Raw genomic sequence first — 19,557 nt, 5'->3', positions numbered from 1 at the left:
GCTAGCGTACAAATTGCGGTTACTGACCACCCGGCTCTAAGGCTGACAATGCGACTGGCGTTCCCTACTTTATTGTTCACGGCCGTGGCCCTGTTGTTGAGCGTCACTGGTGTGACTGCAGCACCGCAACATGCGTTGACCGTGTACGGTGAACCGGCGAAGTATCCTGCCGGCTTTAGTCATTTTGCCTACACAAACCCGCAAGCCCCCAAGGGTGGCACGATGCGCCGTTCGGCCGTCGAAATCGGTCATTTCGACCATATGTTGCCCTATATCGATAAAGGCATTGGCGTCACACAGGTCGACGGCCTGCTTTACTCGCCCCTCGCCCAGCGTTCACTGGATGAGCCTTACACCGTGTACGGTCTGGTGGCTGAGAAGATGGAGCGCTCGGAGGACGGGTTGTTCCTGCGCTTCTACCTGAACCCCAAAGCCCGCTTCGCCGACGGCAAACCGATCACGGCCCAAGACGTACGCTACACCTTCGACCTGTTGATGACCCAGGGCAGCCTGCGTTATCGCACCCAATTTGCCGACGTCAAAGGCGTCGAAGTGGAATCACCCCTGACGGTTCGGTTCGACTTGAAAAGCAATGAAAACCGTACCCTGCCCCTCGATATCGCGACCCTGCCGGTGTTTCCCGAACATTGGTGGAAGACTCGCGACTTCGCCAATGGCGGCGGTTACGAACCACCTTTGGGCAGTGGCCCCTACAGGGTGAGCAAAGTCGACTCCGGCCGCAGCATCACCTTCACGCGCAATGCCGATTGGTGGGGCAAGGATCTACCGGTCAGCCGTGGCCTCTACAACTTCGATCTTTTCAGCATCGAATACTTCGGCGATACCGACGTCGCCCGCCAGGTGCTGCGCGGCGGTGCCTACGACTACAACCGAGAATTTTCCGCCACCGCTTACTCCATCGGCTACGACAGCCCGGCCCTGAGCGACGGCCGCCTACAAAAGGCGCACCTGGCAACACAAGCGCCCCAAACGGCTCAAGGCTTTGTGTTCAACCTGCAAAACCCGCTGTTCCAGGACCGTCGAGTGCGTCAGGCGCTGGCCATGCTCTGGGATTTCGAGTGGAGCAACCGGCAGATGATGCGCGACATGTACATCCGCCAGCAGAGCTACTTTTCCAACACCGACCTCGCCGCTCGACAACTGCCGGACGCCGGCGAACTGGCGATTCTCGAACCGTTGCGCGGGCAGATCCCCGACGAGGTTTTCACCCAGGTTTTCCAGGCACCGAAAACCGATGGCAGTGGCGTGATACGCGACAAACAGTTGCAGGCACTCGATTTGCTCAAACAGGCCGGCTGGAAACCCGATGGCGATCAACTGGTCAATGCCGAAGGCAAGTCATTGAGTTTCACTTTCCTGGTCAGCCAGAACGGCATGGACCGATTGCTGCTGCCTTATAAGCGCACCCTGAAACAGATCGGCATCGACATGAACATCCGTCGCATCGACTCGTCCCAATACGTGAATCGCCTGATGAGCCGCGACTACGACATGATCGTCACCGGCTACCCGGTCACGACGTCGCCCGGGGGTGAACTGCTCAATTACTTCGGCTCGGTCTCGGCCAACGACCCTGGCGCCAATAACTACATGGTGTTGAAAAATCCGGCGGTCGACACACTGATCGCCGGGCTGATTCGCGCCACCACCCAACCCGAAATGCTGCACTACGCCCACGCCCTGGACCGGGTGCTGCAATGGAACTACTACTGGATTCCCAACTATTACCCGCCGGGCAGCTCCACCGTGTGGTGGAATCGTTTCGGCAGGCCCAACGAGCAAGCGAGCAATGACGAAGCCATCGAGAGCTGGTGGGAAATCAGCACCACGCCGCTGACCAACCAACAGATGACCGCTGAGCAAATCAGCCGTGGCAGACCTGGAGGGCCGCACTGATGTGGGCTTACATACTGCGGCGTTTGCTGCTGATCATTCCGACGTTGGTGATCATTCTTCTGGTCAACTTCATCATCGTCCAGGCCGCGCCGGGCGGCCCGGTGGAACAGGCTATCGCGCACTTGCAAGGCATTGGCGGCGCGAGTGTCGGCGGCGGTTCCAGCGAACGCATGTCCGGCACCTCCCGATCCAGTCGCGGCCTCGACCCGCAACTGATCAAGGACATCGAAAAGCAGTACGGCTTCGATAAGCCGGCGCACGAACGCCTGTGGCTGATGCTCACCAGTTACGCGCGCCTGGACTTCGGCAAGAGCTTTTTCCGTGGCGCGACCGTCACCGACCTGATCCTGGAAAAAATGCCGGTGACCATCTCCCTTGGGCTCTGGGCGACGCTGATCACCTACCTGGTGTCGATTCCCTTGGGCATCCGCAAGGCCGTGCACCACGGCAGCCACTTCGATATCTGGAGCAGCACCGCGATCGTCATCGGCTACGCCATGCCGGCGTTTCTGTTCGCGATGTTCCTGATCGTGGTCTTCGCCGGCGGCACCTCGTTGAACTGGTTCCCGGTGCGCGGGCTGGTCTCGGACAACTTCGAATCGCTGTCGACCGTGGGCAAAATCGCCGATTACTTCTGGCACCTGGTATTGCCGGTGACGGCGCTGGTGATTGGCGGGTTCGCCACGCTGACCATTCTGACCAAGAACTCCTTTCTCAATGAAATCACGCGCCAATACGTGGTTACCGCCCGCGCCAAGGGCCTGAGCGAACGCCGAGTGCTCTACGGTCACGTGTTTCGCAACGCCATGCTGCTGGTGGTCTCAGGGATTCCCCAGGCGTTCATCAGCGTATTTTTCGCCGGTTCCTTGCTGATCGAAGTGATCTTCTCCCTCGACGGCCTGGGTCGCATGAGCTACGAAGCCGCGGTTTCACGGGACTATCCGGTGGTATTCGGTTCGCTGTTCATCTTCACGCTGTTCGGTCTCTTGATAAAAATCGTCGGCGACCTCTGCTACACCCTCGTGGACCCGCGTATCGACTTCGCCGCGAGGAACGCCTGATGTTCAAACTCTCGCCGTTAGGTCGTCGTCGTTTTGAGCGTTTCAAGAAAAACCGTCGTGGCTGGTGGTCGCTGTGGCTGTTTGTCGGCCTGTTCCTGCTGACCCTCGGTGGCGAGCTGATCGCCAACGACAAACCGCTGATCGTCAGCTATCAGGGCTCCCTCTACTTCCCGGCCTTGAAACGTCATACCGAGCAGGAATTTGGCGGGCAGCTGCCGTTCCAGGCGGACTACCGCAGCGATTATGTGCAGAAGCTGATTCACAAGGACGGTGGCTGGATGCTGTTCCCGCCAATCCCCTTCAGCGACGACACGCCGAACTACGACCTCAACCAACCCGCGCCCAGCCCTCCGACGAAGGTCAACTGGTTGGGCACCGACGACCAGGCACGGGACGTGTTGGCCCGAGTGATTTTCGGTGCGCGGGTGTCGATCCTGTTTGCCTTGATGCTGACGTTTGTCAGCGCACTGATCGGCATCGCTGCCGGCGCCCTGCAAGGCTATTACGGCGGCTGGGTCGACCTGATCGGTCAACGGTTGCTGGAGGTTTGGTCGGGGCTGCCGGTGCTGTACCTGCTGATTATCCTGTCGGGTTTCGTCGAGCCCAATTTCTGGTGGCTGCTGGGGATCATGGCGCTGTTTTCCTGGCTGGCCCTGGTGGACGTGGTGCGCGCCGAGTTCCTGCGCGGACGCAACCTGGAATACGTCAAAGCCGCGCGGGCGCTGGGCCTGACCGACCGCAAGGTTATCGTCCGGCACATCCTGCCCAACGCAATGAATGCGACGCTGAGTTATCTGCCGTTCATTTTGACCGGAGCGATTTCCACCCTCACAGCGCTGGACTTCCTCGGTTTCGGCATGCCCGCCGGCAGTGCATCGCTGGGCGAGTTGATCGGTCAAGGCAAGCAGAACCTGCAAGCGCCGTGGCTGGGGCTGACGGCGTTTTTCACCTTGGCGCTGATTCTTTCTTTACTGGTGTTTATTGGCGAGGCGTTACGTGACGCCTTTGATCCAAGGTCATGAAGCGGACTGCTGATATGAGTAACAACCTGATCGAAATCCGTGACCTGCGCGTCGCCTTCAGTGGCCAGACCGTGGTGCGCAATCTGTGCCTGGACATCCGCCCTGGCGAATGCCTGGCATTGGTGGGCGAGTCGGGCTGCGGCAAGTCGGTGACCGCTCACTCGATCCTGCAACTGCTGCCCGAGACTGGCACCGAAACCACGGGCAGTATTCGCTACCGTGGCCGGGAGCTGGTCGGCGCTCCGGCCAAGGTGTTGCGAGAACTGCGGGGTAACCGCATCGCGATGATCTTCCAGGAGCCCATGACCTCGCTCAACCCGCTGCACAGCATCGAAAAGCAGATCGGCGAAACCCTGTTGCTGCACAAGGGCCTGGCCGGTAAAGCCGCGCAAGAGCGGATTCTCGAGTTGCTGCATCTGGTCGGCATTCAGAAACCCAAAGAGCGGCTCAAGGCCTATCCCCATCAATTGTCCGGCGGCCAGCGGCAACGGGTGATGATCGCCATGGCCCTGGCCTGCGAACCGGAGCTGCTGATCGCCGACGAGCCGACCACAGCGCTGGACGTGACGGTGCAGCGCAAGATCCTGCTGCTGCTCAAATCCCTGCAACAGCGTCTCGGCATGTCGCTGCTGCTGATCAGCCACGACCTCAATCTGGTGCGCAGCATTGCCCAGCGAGTCTGCGTGATGAAGGCCGGGGAAATCGTCGAGCAGGCACCTTGCGAAACACTGTTTACCGAACCGAAACATCCTTACAGCTGCGTCTTGCTGAACGCCGAACCGGATGGTGAAGCACTGCCCCGTGACGAGCGCGAGAACGTGCTGGAAGTGGACAATCTGCGCGTTCAGTTCGCCCTCGGTGGCGGGCTGTTTCAGCGCAAGACCTACCTGAAGGCCGTGGACGGCATCAGTCTGAACATTCAGCGCGGCAAGACGCTGGGTATTGTGGGCGAGTCCGGCTCCGGCAAGTCGACGCTGGGTCAAGCAATCCTGCGCTTGCTCGATTCCGAAGGCGGCATTCGCTTTCAGGGTGCAGTGCTGGACGGCCTGTCGCAAAAACAGCTGCGGCCGTGGCGTAAGAAAATGCAGGTGGTATTCCAGGACCCGTTTGGCAGCCTCAGCCCGCGGATGTCCGTGGCGCAGATCATCAGTGAAGGCCTTGAAGTGCATAGCCAGTTGACGGCTGACGAATGCAAGGCCGAAGTGATTCGGGCGCTGGAAGAAGTCGGCCTCGACCCGCAAAGCCGTCATCGCTACCCGCACGAGTTTTCCGGCGGCCAACGCCAACGCATCGCCATCGCCCGGGCGCTGGTGCTGAAACCGGCGCTGATCCTGCTGGACGAACCGACCTCCGCGCTGGATCGCACGGTGCAAAAACAAGTGGTCGCCCTGCTCCGCCAACTTCAGGAAAAACATGGCCTGACCTACCTGTTCATCAGCCACGACCTGGCGGTGGTCCGCGCGCTGGCTCACGACATGATCGTGATCAAGGACGGCAAAGTGGTGGAAAGCGGTGCCAGCCACGAAGTGTTCGACTCACCGCAGCATCCGTATACCAAAGAGCTGTTGGCGGCGGCGCATCCTGGGGCCGTCAAATGAACACCACGGAAAGCCTCAAGGACTATCAGCGCGTTCGCTTGCTGGCGATCCGTTCGTTGTTCGAGATCATCGAGCAGTCCAGCGAAGGCACGGTGATTGTCGACCGCGATGCGAACATCGTCTGGATGAACGAGCGCTATGCCCGACGCTTTGGCCTGGAGTCGGCGGAAGTGGCGATCGGCAAGGCCTGCGAAAGCGTGATCCCCGGCAGTCTGTTGCGTGAGGTGGTGCGCACCGGTCGGCCGATTTTGCTCGACATGCAGGACACCCCCAAAGAACCGCTGGTGGTGATGCGCCTGCCGATTCATGACGACGCCGGCGTGGTGATCGGCGCCATCGGGTTTGCGCTGTTCGACGAATTGCGCAGCCTCTCGCCGATGCTCAAGCGCTACATGAGCATGCAGGAAGAACTGGCGTCCACCCGCTCGCTGTTGCGAGCGCGGCAGACCAAGTACAACTTCGCGCACTTCATCGGCACCAGCGCCGCCAGCCTCGAAGTCAAACGCCGCGCCCGGCGCAGCGCGAGCGCCGAGTCTCCGGTATTGCTGCTTGGTGAAACCGGCACCGGCAAAGAACTGCTGGCCCAGGCGATCCATGGCGCTTCGCCGCGCGCGCACAAAGCCTTTGTCAGCATCAACAGCGCGGCGATTCCCGAATCGTTGCTGGAAGCGGAATTCTTCGGCACCGCGCCTGGCGCGTTTACCGGTGCTGATCGCAAGGGCCGCGCCGGCAAGTTACAGATTGCCCAGGGCGGCACCCTGTTTCTCGATGAAATCGGCGACATGCCGTTGCCACTGCAGAGCAAATTGCTGCGGGTACTGCAGGAGAAAGAATTCGAACCGGTGGGTTCCAACGAAGTGATTCAGAGCGATGTGCGGGTGATTGCCGCGACCTCCACGGATCTGGAAGCCGCAATCAAACGCGGTGAATTTCGCGCCGACCTGTATTACCGCCTCAACGTGCTGCCGATCCAGGTCCCGCCGCTGCGTGATCGACTCGATGACCTGCCAGCCCTCAGTGAAGCGATTCTGGAGGAGTTGCGCAGTCAGCACGAATTGAACCGCGAAGCCCTGGACCTGCTGGGTCAACATGCCTGGCCGGGGAATATTCGCGAGCTGCGCAATGTGCTGGAGCGCGCGGCATTGCTCAGCGATGACCTGATGCTGAATGCCACGGATATCCGCGCGGCGATTGGTACGTTCACACCGGTAGAGCGTGCGGTGTCGGTAACGATTGAGCCGGTTGCGCATGAGACGTTTAGTGAGGCTCGTGAGCGGTTTGATCGGCAGTTGATTGAAAGCACCCTCGCGCAATGCGGAGGGAAGGTGATTGAAGCGGCAGCGCGATTGGGGCTGGGGCGGTCGACGTTGTACAAGAAGATGGTGGCGTTGGGGATTGCGGAGTCTCCATAAAGAGACACAAATCTCCATCGATAGACAGACCTTCGCAAGCAGGCTCGCCCCCACATTTAACCGCATTCGTGCACGCAACTCGGTCAACCTGTAGGAGCGAGCCTGCTCGCGATGAGTCCGGCATTGCCGACACAAGTCTCCAAATAGAGACAAACAACCAAAACCTCACTCAAACAATCTACATATTTCCTTATATTTCAACGGCTTGCCTGTCTGGCACGAAACTCGCTATAGCCCTCTCCCACCAAGATCCACCCTAAAAAAATAACAATCCAGGAGACACACCATGAGTGTGATCATTGCCTTGGCAGCTCTCACGCTGCTAATGCTCGCGGCCTACCGTGGCTACAGCGTTATCCTCTTTGCCCCGATTGCCGCCCTCGGCGCCGTTCTGCTCACCGACCCTTCCGCCGTCGCCCCCGCTTTCACTGGGGTGTTCATGGAGAAAATGGTCGGCTTCATCAAACTGTATTTCCCGGTGTTCCTGCTCGGTGCAGTGTTCGGCAAGCTGATCGAGCTGTCGGGCTTTTCGCGTTCCATCGTCGCAGCGGCGATTCGCCTGCTCGGCACCCGCCAGGCAATGCTGGTGATCGTACTGGTCTGCGCCCTGCTGACTTACGGCGGCGTGTCGCTGTTCGTGGTGGTGTTCGCGGTCTACCCGTTTGCGGCTGAAATGTTCCGCCAGAGCAATATTCCCAAGCGACTCATCCCGGCGACCATCGCCCTCGGTGCATTCTCGTTCACCATGGACGCCCTGCCCGGCACCCCGCAAATCCAGAACATCATCCCCAGCACCTTCTTCAACACCACCGCCTGGGCCGCGCCTTGGCTGGGCTTGATCGGTGCGATCTTCGTGGTCTGCGCCGGCATGCTGTTTCTGCAGCGCCAACGCAACAAGGCTCAGCGCGCCGGTGAGGGTTATGGCACCGAACTGCGCAACGAGCCGGAAACCGCTGCCGACATCAAACTGCCCAACCCGTGGATCGCCGTGTCGCCGCTGTTGGCCGTCGGCATCATGAACCTGTTGTTCACCCAGTGGATTCCGCAGTGGTACGGCAAGACCCACAGCCTCGCGCTGCCGGGCATGGCCGCGCCGGTGACCACCGACATCGCCAAGCTCACCGCGATCTGGGCCGTTCAGGCAGCCTTGCTGGTCGGCATCATCATGGTGTTGGTGTTCGGCTTCCAGGCGATCCGAGGCAAACTCGCCGAGGGCAGCAGAAGTGCGGTCAGCGGATCGTTGCTGGCGGCGATGAACACCGCGTCGGAGTACGGCTTTGGTGCGGTGATCGCCTCCTTGCCGGGCTTCCTGGTATTGGCCGACTGGCTCAAGAGCATCCCCAATCCGCTGGTCAACGAAGCGATTACCGTGACCTTGCTGGCCGGTATCACCGGTTCTGCGTCGGGCGGCATGAGCATTGCGCTGGCAGCCATGGCCAATGACTTCATCGCAGCGGCCCATGCGGCAAATATTCCGCTGGAAGTGCTGCACCGGGTGGCCGCGATGGCCAGTGGCGGTATGGACACCCTGCCGCACAACGGCGCGGTGATTACCTTGCTGGCGGTGACCGGCCTGACCCACCGCGAAGCCTACAAAGACATTTTCTGTATTACGCTGATCAAGACCCTGGCGGTTTTTGTGGTGATCGGTACTTTCTACGCCACTGGCATTGTGTGAGGTATTCATGACGACTCTTTCGGGCAAGACTGCACTGGTCACCGGTTCCACCAGCGGCATCGGCCTGGGCATCGCCCTCAGCCTGGCCAAGGCTGGCGCCAACCTGATCCTCAACGGTTTCGGTGATGCGTCCAAAGTGATTTCCGAGGTCGAGCAATTCGGGGGCAAGGTCGGCCATCACCCGGCTGACGTGAGCAACCCTGAGCAGATCGCCGACATGATCGCCTACGCCGAGCGTGAATTCGGCGGCGTGGACATCCTGGTCAACAACGCCGGTATTCAGCATGTGGCGCCGGTGGAAGACTTCCCGGCAGAGCGCTGGGACTCGATCATTGCGATCAACCTGTCGTCGGTATTCCACAGCACCCGTATGAGTTTGCCAGGCATGCGCGCCAAGGGCTGGGGACGGATCATCAACATCGCTTCGGTGCATGGCCAGGTCGGCTCGGTGGGCAAAGCGGCTTACGTCGCGGCCAAGCATGGGGTCATCGGTTTGACCAAGGTGGTGGGCCTGGAAACGGCGACCACCAACGTCACCTGCAACGCCATCTGCCCGGGTTGGGTGTTGACGCCACTGGTGCAGAAGCAGATTGATGATCGCATCGCCAAAGGGATCGACCCGCAACAGGCGCAGCATGATTTGCTGGCCGAGAAACAGCCTTCCCTGGAGTTTGTGACGCCGCCACAATTGGGCGAACTGGTGCTGTTTTTGTGCAGTGAGGCCGGTAGCCAGGTGCGTGGCGCGGCGTGGAATATCGATGGTGGGTGGTTGGCGCAATAACCCGCCACCAATCCCTGTGGCGAGGGAGCAAGCTCCCTCGCCACAAAAGCCAGTGTGCGTATACATAAGAAAGAAGAGGCAAGCCATGTCCGACATCCTCTGGCAACCCAGCGCCAAACGCATCGGCAAAACCCGCATGGAGGCCTTTCGGCGCTTCATCAATCAGCGACACAACCTCCATGTCGACGACTACCCTGCCCTGCATCAATGGTCCATCGATCAGCGTGAAGCGTTCTGGCAGGCCATCGTCGATTTCTTCGACATCCGTTTCCACGATCAACCGGACGCTGTGCTGGTCGAGGGCGCGCAAATGCCCAGCGCCCAATGGTTTCCCGGCGCCACCCTGAACTTCGCCGAACACCTGATGCGCCGTCGCGACGATGCCGTGGCGGTCATTGCCATCGGCGAGAACGGCCAGCGTGAACACCTGACCTGGGCCGAACTGGCCGAGCATGTCGCCGGTTTCCAAAACAGCCTGAAAGCCGCCGGTGTCGGCCTCGGTGACCGCGTCGCGGCGTGCATGCCCAATACCTGGCAAACCCTCGTGGCGATGCTCGGCACCACCAGTCTGGGAGCGATCTGGTCCTGCTCCTCACCGGACTTCGGCACCCAGGGCGTCATCGATCGCTTCGGCCAGATCGAGCCCAAAGTGCTGATCACCTGCGCCGGTTACCGCTATGCCGGCAAGGACATCGACCAGACCGCCAAGGTCAATGAAATCCTCGAACGCTTGCCGTCCTTGCAGCAGTTGATTGTCGTGCCTTACGCCCGACCGCAGGCGCACATCGAACACTTCCACACCCGGGCCAACGTGACGCTCTGGGATGACTTCTACGACGCTGGCGGCGAGCCGGATTTCGTCCCCGTGCCCTTTGCGCATCCGCTGTACATCCTCTATTCCAGCGGCACCACTGGCGTGCCGAAGTGCATCATTCACAGTACCGGCGGCGTGTTGCTGCAACACGTCAAGGAACATGGCCTGCATTGCGACCTCGGCCCCGGCGACCGGTTGTTCTACTACACCACCTGCGGCTGGATGATGTGGAACTGGCTGGTCTCGGCGTTGGCGGTGGACAGCGCGGTGGTGCTGTACGACGGCTCGCCGTTTTATCCCGCCCCCGAGCGCCTGATCGACCTGATCGACGACGAACGCATCAGTGTCTTCGGCACCAGCCCCAAGTACCTCGCGACCCTGGAAAGCAGCGGCATCAAACCTCGCGAAAGCCATGACCTGAGTAGCCTCAAAACCGTGCTCTGCACCGGTTCCGCGTTGTCGCCGCAGAGTTACGACTACGTTTACCGCGACGTCAAAGCTGACCTGTGCCTGGCCTCGATGTCTGGCGGCACCGACATCGTTTCGTGTTTTGTGAACAGCAATCCGCTGCAACCTGTGCGCCGTGGCGAGATACAAGGCAAAAGCCTGGGCATGGCGGTGGAAGTCTGGAACGACAACGGCCAGCCGGTGATCGGCGAAAAAGGTGAGCTGGTGTGCACCCGGCACTTCCCGGCAATCCCCATCGGATTCTGGAATGACCCCCAGCAGGAAAAGCTCCGAGCCTCGTATTTCAGTCAGTTCCCAGGTGTCTGGGCCCAAGGCGATTACGCGGAACAATTGCCCCATGGCGCGATGATGATCCACGGACGCTCCGACGCCGTGCTCAACCCCGGCGGCGTGCGCATCGGCACCGCCGAAATCTACCGTCAGGTGGAGAAAGTCCCGCAAGTGTTGGACAGCGTGGCTATTGGTCAGCAATGGCAGGATGACGTGCGGGTGGTGCTGTTCGTGCGATTGCGCGAGGGCGTCGAACTCGACGAAGCACTGCAGCAGCAGATTCGCCAGGTGATCCGCGCCAACACCACACCGCGGCATGTGCCGGCGAAGATTGTCGCGGTGACCGATATACCGCGCACCATCAGCGGCAAAATCGTGGAACTGGCGGTGCGCAACGTGGTGCATGGTGAGAAGGTAAAAAACACCGATGCCTTGGCCAATCCCGAAGCGCTTGAGCAGTTTCGGGATCGGCCGGAACTCGGAACTTAAACAATCATGCGGGTGTGTGTTAATCCATGCGCGAACCAGGTGGGCGCCTTCCACTGTCAGGATTCGGCGCAATAGCGTTGTTTAGAGTGATCAGAACCGGCTCGTCAATCGCGCTACCGGGGTTTGCTTCAAGCGCGCCGCGCAGGATGGACATATTGAGTTCATAACTACCCTTGTCCGTAAACAGCTGGCTCAGCAGCGAGGTGGTCACCGCCAGTGAGTCAGCATTTTCAAAGGCCTTGGAACTGGCGTGACAGGCACGGCCCTCATCTGAAACCGGCAGATGTCCCGACGCCAGGTTCAGCAGTGCAGCCACATCCAGCAATTGCCCTCTTTCGCCGTTGCGTCCTGCATCGCGGGCATAGCTGACATCATCAGTTTGTGCAGCACCGTGGAACACCTCATGAATCAAGTCGTCTGCCACGACGTCATGGTTGAAGCCCAGACCGATGAAGTGCTTGTTGATATTGGGCGTATAGATTTCGATGAATTTCGTGTCGGCCTGGTCTTTTGCAGCTTTCCATTGCTTGTAATCGTCCATGTTGAAAGCAGCAATATTGTTAGTGTTCTTGAGCGGATCGAGAAAAATATTACTGATGGAAAGACCTGCAAAGTCTGCCCTGACCAATCTCAGATAGTTCACCAACCGTTCGAATGCATCGCTCGAGTTGCTTCCCAGCATTACCTTGATGATTGCGTTGCGTTGCTTCGTCAAGTCAAGACGGGTCAAGACGTTGATCGCGTTGTCGATTTTTGTACGCGCCAGCGGCAAGCTTTGCTCAATGAACCGTCGGGTATAGCTGACGGGCAATGTCTTATTGAATCGCGGCAACCGGATAGGGGCCTGAAAGGTGAAGTTTTTCAGTTTTGGCCCCCAGGGTTTGCCCAGTCGATCAAGGGCATACCATTGGTGGGCCTTCCGCCCGGCCACCACCGTTAGCGCGTTACCGGTTACACCATGGGGTCGCCAGGTACCCTGTCCGGTGATATCGGCGCTATTGGCTGCGCGAACCAGGTCGTAGGTTTTATGACGGCCATTGAGTTTGTGCAACTGGGACTGCGCCAGTCCGAGCATCTCTTGAGCCTGCCTGTTAAAGCGTAGCGCCCCCTTATGGACGAGTTTCCCGACTCCGAACAATGCCGTAGGCACGCCATCCACGGGGTTGAAGAGGGAAACAGATGTGACGAAAGCGAGCTTGGTCAGGCGGACGGCTTTGGAAGCCATGGAGATAGCCTTCGCCGAGATGCTGAGTGCTTTGGCGCCAGCCCCCACAAGCCCCCCACCCACTGCGATGACATCCATAACGCAGCCATACATCCCATCGACCATCCGATTGTGCTCCCCGGAAGATAGATCCTCGATGCACTTTTTAAAGGGAACGACCAGATCGACAATATACGTCGCAGTTTCTTCGCCTTTTTTGCGCTGGGTTTCAAGCACTGTTGGCACAGTGGCTACTGCTTCAAGTTCGTCAAACGTCATCATCGGACGATGATTGACGATGAACTTGGCAATTCTAACAAGCTGCGGATTTTCAAAATTCTGATAAACGCTCTGCTTGCGCTCCGATGGCGTAGCCGGCGCGGCAAGTTCACCCAACTTGTCAATTATCGCCACGCTGCTGCTGGCTGAACTGTCCTCTACAAGACCATCAGTGTATTCACTGAGGATAATCGGCAATCGTTCTGGATCCATCGGTATCTGTTGCGCTGTCAGATCACCTTTAAAATCCACTCTGGCGACGCCCTGCAGTTTTCCGGTGTTGGCGATCAGCGCACCAAGCGTGTTGTTTCTACGTAGTTCACCACGCAAGGTAAACAGTTCATAGCACGTAACAGTGTTTCCATGAGCCGCGCACATGACAATACCAAAACGCCCCGTGACAGCATCTTTGCCTTGTTGGGTTTCGTAGTTTTTTTTAATTGTAAACGGCCCCCCAAAACGGCTGGAAGAGGTCTCTATCGCCGGGCCGCGAAGGGTAAAGAAGGTGATCTTGCCTTTCAGAAAAGTTTCCAGATCGAAGGGAGGCATGTGTGAAAGGGCCATCTTCACATTTCTGACCACCGCATTGTTCAAACTGCCGAGGTAACCCCGCAGTTGGCGGTGATACTTATGATCATTAGGCTCCAGCCGCTGCAGCCTCGGATAGCTTTTGTGAATGCTGACGATGGATGGATCATAGTAACCTTCATGTTTTTGATTAGTAATACTTGAAAGCAAATCGGGCGCACCGTAAGCGTGTTCGTCGGGGAACACCCCAAGCAGATCCCACTCGCCACCCACCAGGTCACCGGACATATGCAGGTCGACCATAGACATGGCGGTATGTGAGCCAGGTAGGCCGGGTTGCTGATAGAGCGTTTTATCTTCCAGGGCACACGTTGGCTCGACACCCCTGATCGCCGCCCGTGCGATGTCTTTTCTGCTTGGAATGGCGCTGGTATAGGCGCGGGCAAGGTGCGTGCGATCCACGTACTCCTCGAACTTTGTCATTGCCCGCTCAGTCGTTTCCTTTTCCGCTTGCTTAAGTTCCGTTGTCGTCACCACGTCATTCATCAAGGCCCAGTCAACGATTGGATCGAGCATTGCCAAATCCCGCAGACGTGCCAGCGGATCACTGACGGGCTCCAGTTCGGCATACGCCATAATCTGCGTATACGTCAAAACCCGCGAAGCGCCCTTGGTGACCGCTTCCACCAGGGCAACTCCAACGCAGAAGGATACCCAGCCAACCGAACCCATCATCAGCGACGACGGGACACCCTTGACCAGAAATTCTGGCGCGATTTCCGCCAGCAGCAGGTGCGATGCCAATGGCGCCACGACAGGATTCACCCAGCCTTTGCTGTGTAGAAAGGTTTCCAGATCCTTGCGCACGACCGACGAAGATCGTTCGACATGGGTCGGTGCATACAAATCGAACCCGCCGATACTCTTTCTGGCTTGAGCGTTACCAATGTGCGGATACACCTCCAGCAAAATAGCGGTTATCAATAGTTGCCCAAGAGCCTGTGCAGAGACGTCTTGCCCGGATGTTGCACCGAACCAGTCCAGTTCCTTCAGGAGTTTCATGGCGCAGGCTTGGGCCGCCGGATACTTGGCCAACCGAACGATACATTCGGCGGCGTTATCGTGCGTTGCAACAGTGCCACCCGTTTCGCGGTACAGTGTGTCCAGCAGCTTTTTGTCCGCAGTTATAAGTTTTGCAGTGGCCTGACGAATATCGTTAAGTTGCTCGGCAGACAATACGATCAACGATTGATCATCGGTGATGATCTGCCCCCAATAATTGCCAAAATGATCGACTTCAGGACAATCAAACTCGAAGTAACCGATCAGGTTTGTGAGCTGCGCAACGGTCTTTGGCACATGGAAGCCATAAAATTGAAGCCACTGATCGACAATCACAATGTTGTCCGCCCACAGGCAACCTCCGGCCTCTTTGGCGATGTCCGCCAAGATCTCCATTGAAGCTCGAACAGCCTTACGGTGGTCAAAATATCCCAGCGCGACGAGGTCTCTCCAACCATGGCCGTCATACACTTCCAGCTTGCCAGAATGGGTAACACGAATAAGTTCGGCGTCACCCATGTTTTCCTGGGTGAGTGCGCTTCTTATTGCAACCGTATTGAGCAATTCGTTGAACAGAACGCTTCCCGGCACATAGATCTCATACAACGACGAGCCCTGCTTTAACTCCATCTCGTAATCAAACCAATCTATTGTTTTGTCGCTACTGCAATCTGTCAGACAACCGTTCAGTTTGTCCAAAATCAATTTTTGTTCATAATCTGCCAGACAAGCTTTCAGTTCACCCAAAATCAATTTCCGCTCAGCGGCATCCGCGTCTTGACGCAATGCCTCTTCTCTGCCGAAACCACCCAGAGGTTTATAGAACTTATCACTTAATTCAAAATACATAGCCCAACCTTAATAAATTAGCTGACTGACTTATTCAGTCCTGGCCGATCTTACTTACTCAAACCGAACAATCCAGAGCAAATCTATTAAGTAACATTTCCAACAGACCAACCACAGTACAACTAGCCAGCCAAAAACCGGCCCATCAAATCACGCGCTCCGAATGTCAAGCAACTTACAAAAGTGGCACCCCTAAAGTTCCAGATGTAACTTCAGATTATTAGTCAACAATCAGCATGCTTTAATTCTTTTCACCGACAACACCTGCGACAACTAACTTGTTATAGGTGCTGCCGAAGACAGCTCCTATGGGGTCAGTCCATCAGCCCCCATTCACCCGGTGGTGTATGGGGGCCGGGCGTGGCTTCGGCGTGCATTTTCAGCCGCAGGCGCAGGTTGTTCAATGAATCCGCATGTTTCAACGCCTCTGCTTCATCGATCGCACCCTCGACAAACAGCTCGAACAGCGCCCCATCGAAGGTCTGCATCCCCGCCTCTGAAGACTTCTCCATGATCCCTTTCAATTCTGAAAACTCATTGCGCCGGATCAGGTCGCCGATGGTCGGCGTGCCGATCATCACTTCCACCGCCGCCCGTCGCTGACCGTCCCGGGTGTGTACCAACCGCTGGGACACGAACGCCTTGAGGTTGTTGCCCAGGTCGTGAAGCAGCTGCGTGCGGCGCTCCTCGGGAAAGAAATTGATGATCCGGTCCAGCGCCTGATGGGCGTTGTGGGCATGCAGGGTGGAAATCACCAGATGACCGGTATCGGCAAATGCCAGTGCATGCTCCATGGTTTCGCGGTCACGGATTTCGCCGATCAGCACCACATCCGGCGCCTGGCGCAGGGTGTTCTTCAGTGCAGCATGAAAACTGCGGGTATCGACGCCGACCTCGCGCTGGTTGATGATCGATTTCTTGTGCCGATGGATGTACTCGACCGGGTCTTCGATGGTGATGATGTGGCCACTGCTGTGGCGATTGCGATAGTCGATCAATGCCGCCAGCGAGGTTGATTTGCCCGAGTCGGTGGCGCCGACGAACAGCATCAGTCCTTGTTTGAGCATCACCGTTTCGAGCAGCACCGATGGCAGCTTGAGGTCTTCGAAACGCGGAATGTCGAGTTTGATATTGCGTGCCACGATTGACACATCGTTGCGTTGTTTGAAGATGTTGACCCGAAAGCGCCCGACACCGGTCAAAGAGATCGCCAGGTTCATTTCCAGCTCCCGGTCGAACTCCAGACGCTGTTCGGCGTCCATGATGGACGCGGCAATGGCCGCGACTTCTCCCGGTTTGAACGGCTGATCGGCCAAGGGTTTGAGCACACCCTCGAACCGTGCGCTGGGTGGCGCACCGGTAGACAGATAAAGATCGGAGCCATTCTGGCTGGCCAGGAGCCTTAACAGTGCATCGATTTCCATGGCAAAAAGCACCCGCGAAGCATTCAATGAATAAAAATGACCCAAAAAGGGTCATACAGCGTCTACTGCGGTACAAGGATAGTTGACGCCGCTACACCGACTTAAATGCAGGACATTTTGATGAACGCATCACCGACCGGCAGCGATGCCCAGGCCTTGATTGCCCGACTGGACTGGAGACGCAGCCCGCTGGGCGCTGCCAGTACCTGGCCGCAAAGCCTGCGAACCGCCGTGGATATTGTGATTCATTCGCCGATGCCCATGCTGTTGCTGTGGGGGCCGCAGCTCACGCAGATCTACAACGACGGCTTTGCCCTGCTGGCCGGCAGCAAGCATCCACACGCATTCGGACAGCCGACACACCTGATCTGGCCAGAGTTAAAAGACTTTACCGACCCCATTTACAGCGCCGTCCTACAAGGACAGGTGCGGACCTACAGCGAACAGCGCTTCACCTTGCAGCGTGATGGCCATGATTCCGACTTCTGGCTGGACCTGACCTACAGCCCCATCCGCGATGAAAGCGCCCAGGTCGCCGGGATTCTGGTCACTGCCATCGAAACCAACGAACGCCGACGCATCGCCCTCGAACTCGAACAGCGTTCGGCTGCCAGCCTCAAGGCCCAGCACGAAACCGAGGAGCGTCTGCAACTGGCCCTCGCGGCCACCGACGCCGTCGGTACCTGGGACTGGGACATAAACGAAGACCGCTTCATTGCCGACACCCACTTCGCCCAATTACACGGCATCGATCCGCTGCTCGCCAGCCAGTTGCCCATCAGCGCCTACCTTCAGGGCGTGCACCCGGAAGACCGCGCCATGGTCGCCCGCAGCATCAAGTACTCCATCACCCATGGCACCGAGTATGCCGAGGAATATCGCCTGTTGCAGGCCGACGGTCAGCTGCGCTGGGTGTTTGCCCGGGGTCGTTGCTACAAGGACCACCATGGCCGGCCGATCCGCTTCCTCGGCGCCGCCCTGGACCTGACCGAACGTAAACACACAGAACAAGCCTTGCGGCAAAGCCAGACCGAGCTGCAACTGATCATCAACGCCATGCCCATCCTGATCAGCTACGTGGACAGCGAGGAACGCTTTCGCCTGAACAATGCGGCCTACCTCGACTGGTACGGGCTGACACCTCAGGAGCTCTTTGGCAAAACCATCCGTGAAGTACTGGGTGAAGAAGCCTATGCCTTGCGCGCCGAGCACATCGCCCAGGCACTGTCCGGCAAGCCTTGTTGTTTCAGCATCAGCACCCCGCACCGTGACGGCAGCATCCGTCATGCCCTGATGAATTACTTGCCACGCCACGGTTCGGATGGTGCGGTGAATGGTTTCTATATCTTTGTGATCGACGAAACCGAGCGCAAACAGACCGAAGAAGCCCTGCGCAATCTCAACGAAACGCTCGAGGAACGAGTCGCCGCCCGCACCCAACAATTGGCCGAAGCCAACCAGCGACTGCAGAACGAGATGTTCGAACGCGAGCGCGCCGAAGAGGCGTTGCGGCATGCGCAGAAGATGGAAGCGCTCGGCCAGCTCACCGGTGGCATCGCCCATGACTTCAACAATATGCTCACCGGGATCATCGGCAGCCTCGACTTGATGCAGCGCTACATCGCCGACGGGCGCGCCGCCGAGGTGGGCCGTTTCAGCGAGGCGGCCGTGTCCTCGGCCAACCGCGCCGCCGCCCTGACCCATCGCCTGCTGGCGTTTTCCCGGCGGCAGTCACTGGACCGCAAACCGCTGAACGCCAATGATCTGATCCATTCCCTGGAAGATCTGCTCAGCCGGACCAAGGGCGACCACATCGAGCTCAAACTGCAACTGGCCGATGACGTATGGCCGGTCAGCACCGACGTCAGCCAGCTGGAAAATGCCCTGCTCAATCTGGTGATCAATGCCCGGGACGCCATGCCCGATGGCGGCGAGTTGCGGATCGAAACGGCCAACGTTTACCTCGACAGCAGTGACATCAACACCCTGGAACCGGTCAAGGCCGGGGATTACCTGATGATTGCCGTCAGCGACAACGGCACCGGCATGACACCGTCGGTGCTGGCCAAGGCCTTCGACCCGTTCTTCACCACCAAACCCATCGGCCAGGGCACCGGTCTTGGGCTGTCGATGATCTATGGTTTTGCTCAACAGTCGGGCGGGCATGTCAGCCTGTTCAGCTTGCCGGGCCAGGGCACCAGCGTTCGCCTGTACCTGCCGCGGCTGCACGCCGCAGAGCCCGAAAACGTCCTGATGCCGGTCACCAGCGAGGCGCCGGCCGCGATTGCCGGTGAAACCGTGGTGTTGGTGGAGGACGATCCGGCGGTGCGCATGCTGGTGCTCGACCTGCTCAACGAGCTGGGTTATCACGCCCATGAAGCCGAAGACGCGAAGACCGCCCTGCCCCTGCTGGAATCCGACCTGCGGGTCGATTTGCTGGTCACCGATGTCGGGCTGCCGGGAATGAACGGTCGGCAACTGGCGGAGATTGCGCGCCAGCATCGCCCCGAGCTCAAAGTGCTGTTCATGACCGGTTACGCGGAAAAAGCCGCTGAGCGCCAGGGTTTCCTGGAGGAAGGCATGGACATGGTGGCCAAGCCCTTTTCCATGGACCTGTTGGCCAACAAGATTCGCGCGATGATCGGCCAACCGGAGTGAGTTGAGGCATAATCGCGCGCCATGCTGTCACCACCGTTGTAAG

11 protein-coding genes are annotated in these 19,557 nt (G+C 58.5%); 9 read left to right on the top strand and 2 right to left on the bottom strand.

What is annotated here, in order from left to right; genetic code table 11:
- The first annotated feature begins 48 nt into the window (after positions 1-48).
- From ABH912_RS01860 to ABH912_RS01825, 8 genes are all read left to right on the top strand, one after another.
- On the top strand, positions 49-1,917 hold the full coding sequence (locus ABH912_RS01860; protein ID WP_033061675.1) for an extracellular solute-binding protein: 1,869 nt from the start codon (positions 49-51) through the stop codon (positions 1,915-1,917).
- Positions 1,917-2,978, top strand: coding sequence for a microcin C ABC transporter permease YejB (locus ABH912_RS01855; RefSeq protein WP_033061674.1), 1,062 nt, complete (start codon positions 1,917-1,919; stop codon positions 2,976-2,978). The genes ABH912_RS01860 and ABH912_RS01855 overlap by 1 nt, the downstream gene beginning before the upstream one ends.
- On the top strand, positions 2,978-4,000 hold the full coding sequence (locus ABH912_RS01850) for an ABC transporter permease (protein WP_033061673.1): 1,023 nt from the start codon (positions 2,978-2,980) through the stop codon (positions 3,998-4,000). Before ABH912_RS01855 ends, ABH912_RS01850 begins: the two co-directional genes overlap by 1 nt.
- 14 nt (positions 4,001-4,014) lie before the next feature.
- Entirely contained in the window at positions 4,015-5,598 is a 1,584-nt protein-coding gene (locus tag ABH912_RS01845; protein ID WP_429509409.1) for an ABC transporter ATP-binding protein, read from the top strand.
- A complete protein-coding gene (locus ABH912_RS01840; protein ID WP_429509408.1) occupies positions 5,595-7,010 on the top strand; it encodes a sigma-54 interaction domain-containing protein in 1,416 nt (471 codons plus the stop codon). The genes ABH912_RS01845 and ABH912_RS01840 overlap by 4 nt, the downstream gene beginning before the upstream one ends.
- Positions 7,011-7,296: 286 nt before the next feature.
- Positions 7,297-8,688, top strand: coding sequence for a GntP family permease (locus tag ABH912_RS01835; RefSeq protein WP_033061670.1), 1,392 nt, complete (start codon positions 7,297-7,299; stop codon positions 8,686-8,688).
- Between the two features lie 7 nt (positions 8,689-8,695).
- Entirely contained in the window at positions 8,696-9,469 is a 774-nt protein-coding gene (locus ABH912_RS01830; RefSeq protein ID WP_033061669.1) for a 3-hydroxybutyrate dehydrogenase, read from the top strand.
- A gap of 85 nt (positions 9,470-9,554) precedes the next feature.
- Positions 9,555-11,510 carry an acetoacetate--CoA ligase gene (locus tag ABH912_RS01825; RefSeq protein WP_429509407.1) on the top strand — a complete coding sequence of 652 codons (1,956 nt, stop codon included), beginning with the start codon at positions 9,555-9,557 and terminating at the stop codon, positions 11,508-11,510.
- A gap of 19 nt (positions 11,511-11,529) precedes the next feature.
- Here the strand turns inward: ABH912_RS01825 and ABH912_RS01820 are convergent, their stop codons facing one another.
- Complete coding sequence (locus ABH912_RS01820; protein WP_429509406.1) at positions 11,530-15,432, bottom strand: hypothetical protein; 3,903 nt, start codon at positions 15,430-15,432, stop codon at positions 11,530-11,532.
- 314 nt (positions 15,433-15,746) lie between these two features.
- A complete protein-coding gene (locus ABH912_RS01815) occupies positions 15,747-16,856 on the bottom strand; it encodes a PilT/PilU family type 4a pilus ATPase (protein ID WP_429509405.1) in 1,110 nt (369 codons plus the stop codon).
- A 120-nt stretch (positions 16,857-16,976) separates the two neighbouring features.
- Between ABH912_RS01815 and ABH912_RS01810 the strand changes: the two genes are divergently transcribed.
- Positions 16,977-19,514, top strand: coding sequence for a PAS domain S-box protein (locus ABH912_RS01810; protein WP_429509404.1), 2,538 nt, complete (start codon positions 16,977-16,979; stop codon positions 19,512-19,514).
- The last annotated feature ends 43 nt before the right edge of the window (positions 19,515-19,557 follow it).

Source organism: Pseudomonas sp. BT76 TE3572 (assembly GCF_050435365.1).
GTDB lineage: Bacteria > Pseudomonadota > Gammaproteobacteria > Pseudomonadales > Pseudomonadaceae > Aquipseudomonas > Aquipseudomonas fluorescens_W.
The sequence above is the reverse complement of the archived record's forward strand: the minus strand, read 5'-3'. Positions and strand labels throughout refer to the sequence as shown.

Excerpts from the sequence above, each read along its gene's own strand:
- ABH912_RS01860 (WP_033061675.1), top strand. The coding sequence starts at position 49 with ATGCGACTGGCGTTCCCTACTTTATTGTTCACGGCCGTGGCCCTGTTG.
- ABH912_RS01855 (WP_033061674.1), top strand. The coding sequence starts at position 1,917 with ATGTGGGCTTACATACTGCGGCGTTTGCTGCTGATCATTCCGACGTTG.
- ABH912_RS01850 (WP_033061673.1), top strand. The coding sequence starts at position 2,978 with ATGTTCAAACTCTCGCCGTTAGGTCGTCGTCGTTTTGAGCGTTTCAAG.
- ABH912_RS01845 (WP_429509409.1), top strand. The coding sequence starts at position 4,015 with ATGAGTAACAACCTGATCGAAATCCGTGACCTGCGCGTCGCCTTCAGT.
- ABH912_RS01840 (WP_429509408.1), top strand. The coding sequence starts at position 5,595 with ATGAACACCACGGAAAGCCTCAAGGACTATCAGCGCGTTCGCTTGCTG.
- ABH912_RS01835 (WP_033061670.1), top strand. The coding sequence starts at position 7,297 with ATGAGTGTGATCATTGCCTTGGCAGCTCTCACGCTGCTAATGCTCGCG.
- ABH912_RS01830 (WP_033061669.1), top strand. The coding sequence starts at position 8,696 with ATGACGACTCTTTCGGGCAAGACTGCACTGGTCACCGGTTCCACCAGC.
- ABH912_RS01825 (WP_429509407.1), top strand. The coding sequence starts at position 9,555 with ATGTCCGACATCCTCTGGCAACCCAGCGCCAAACGCATCGGCAAAACC.
- ABH912_RS01820 (WP_429509406.1), bottom strand. The coding sequence starts at position 15,432 with ATGTATTTTGAATTAAGTGATAAGTTCTATAAACCTCTGGGTGGTTTC.
- ABH912_RS01815 (WP_429509405.1), bottom strand. The coding sequence starts at position 16,856 with ATGGAAATCGATGCACTGTTAAGGCTCCTGGCCAGCCAGAATGGCTCC.
- ABH912_RS01810 (WP_429509404.1), top strand. The coding sequence starts at position 16,977 with ATGAACGCATCACCGACCGGCAGCGATGCCCAGGCCTTGATTGCCCGA.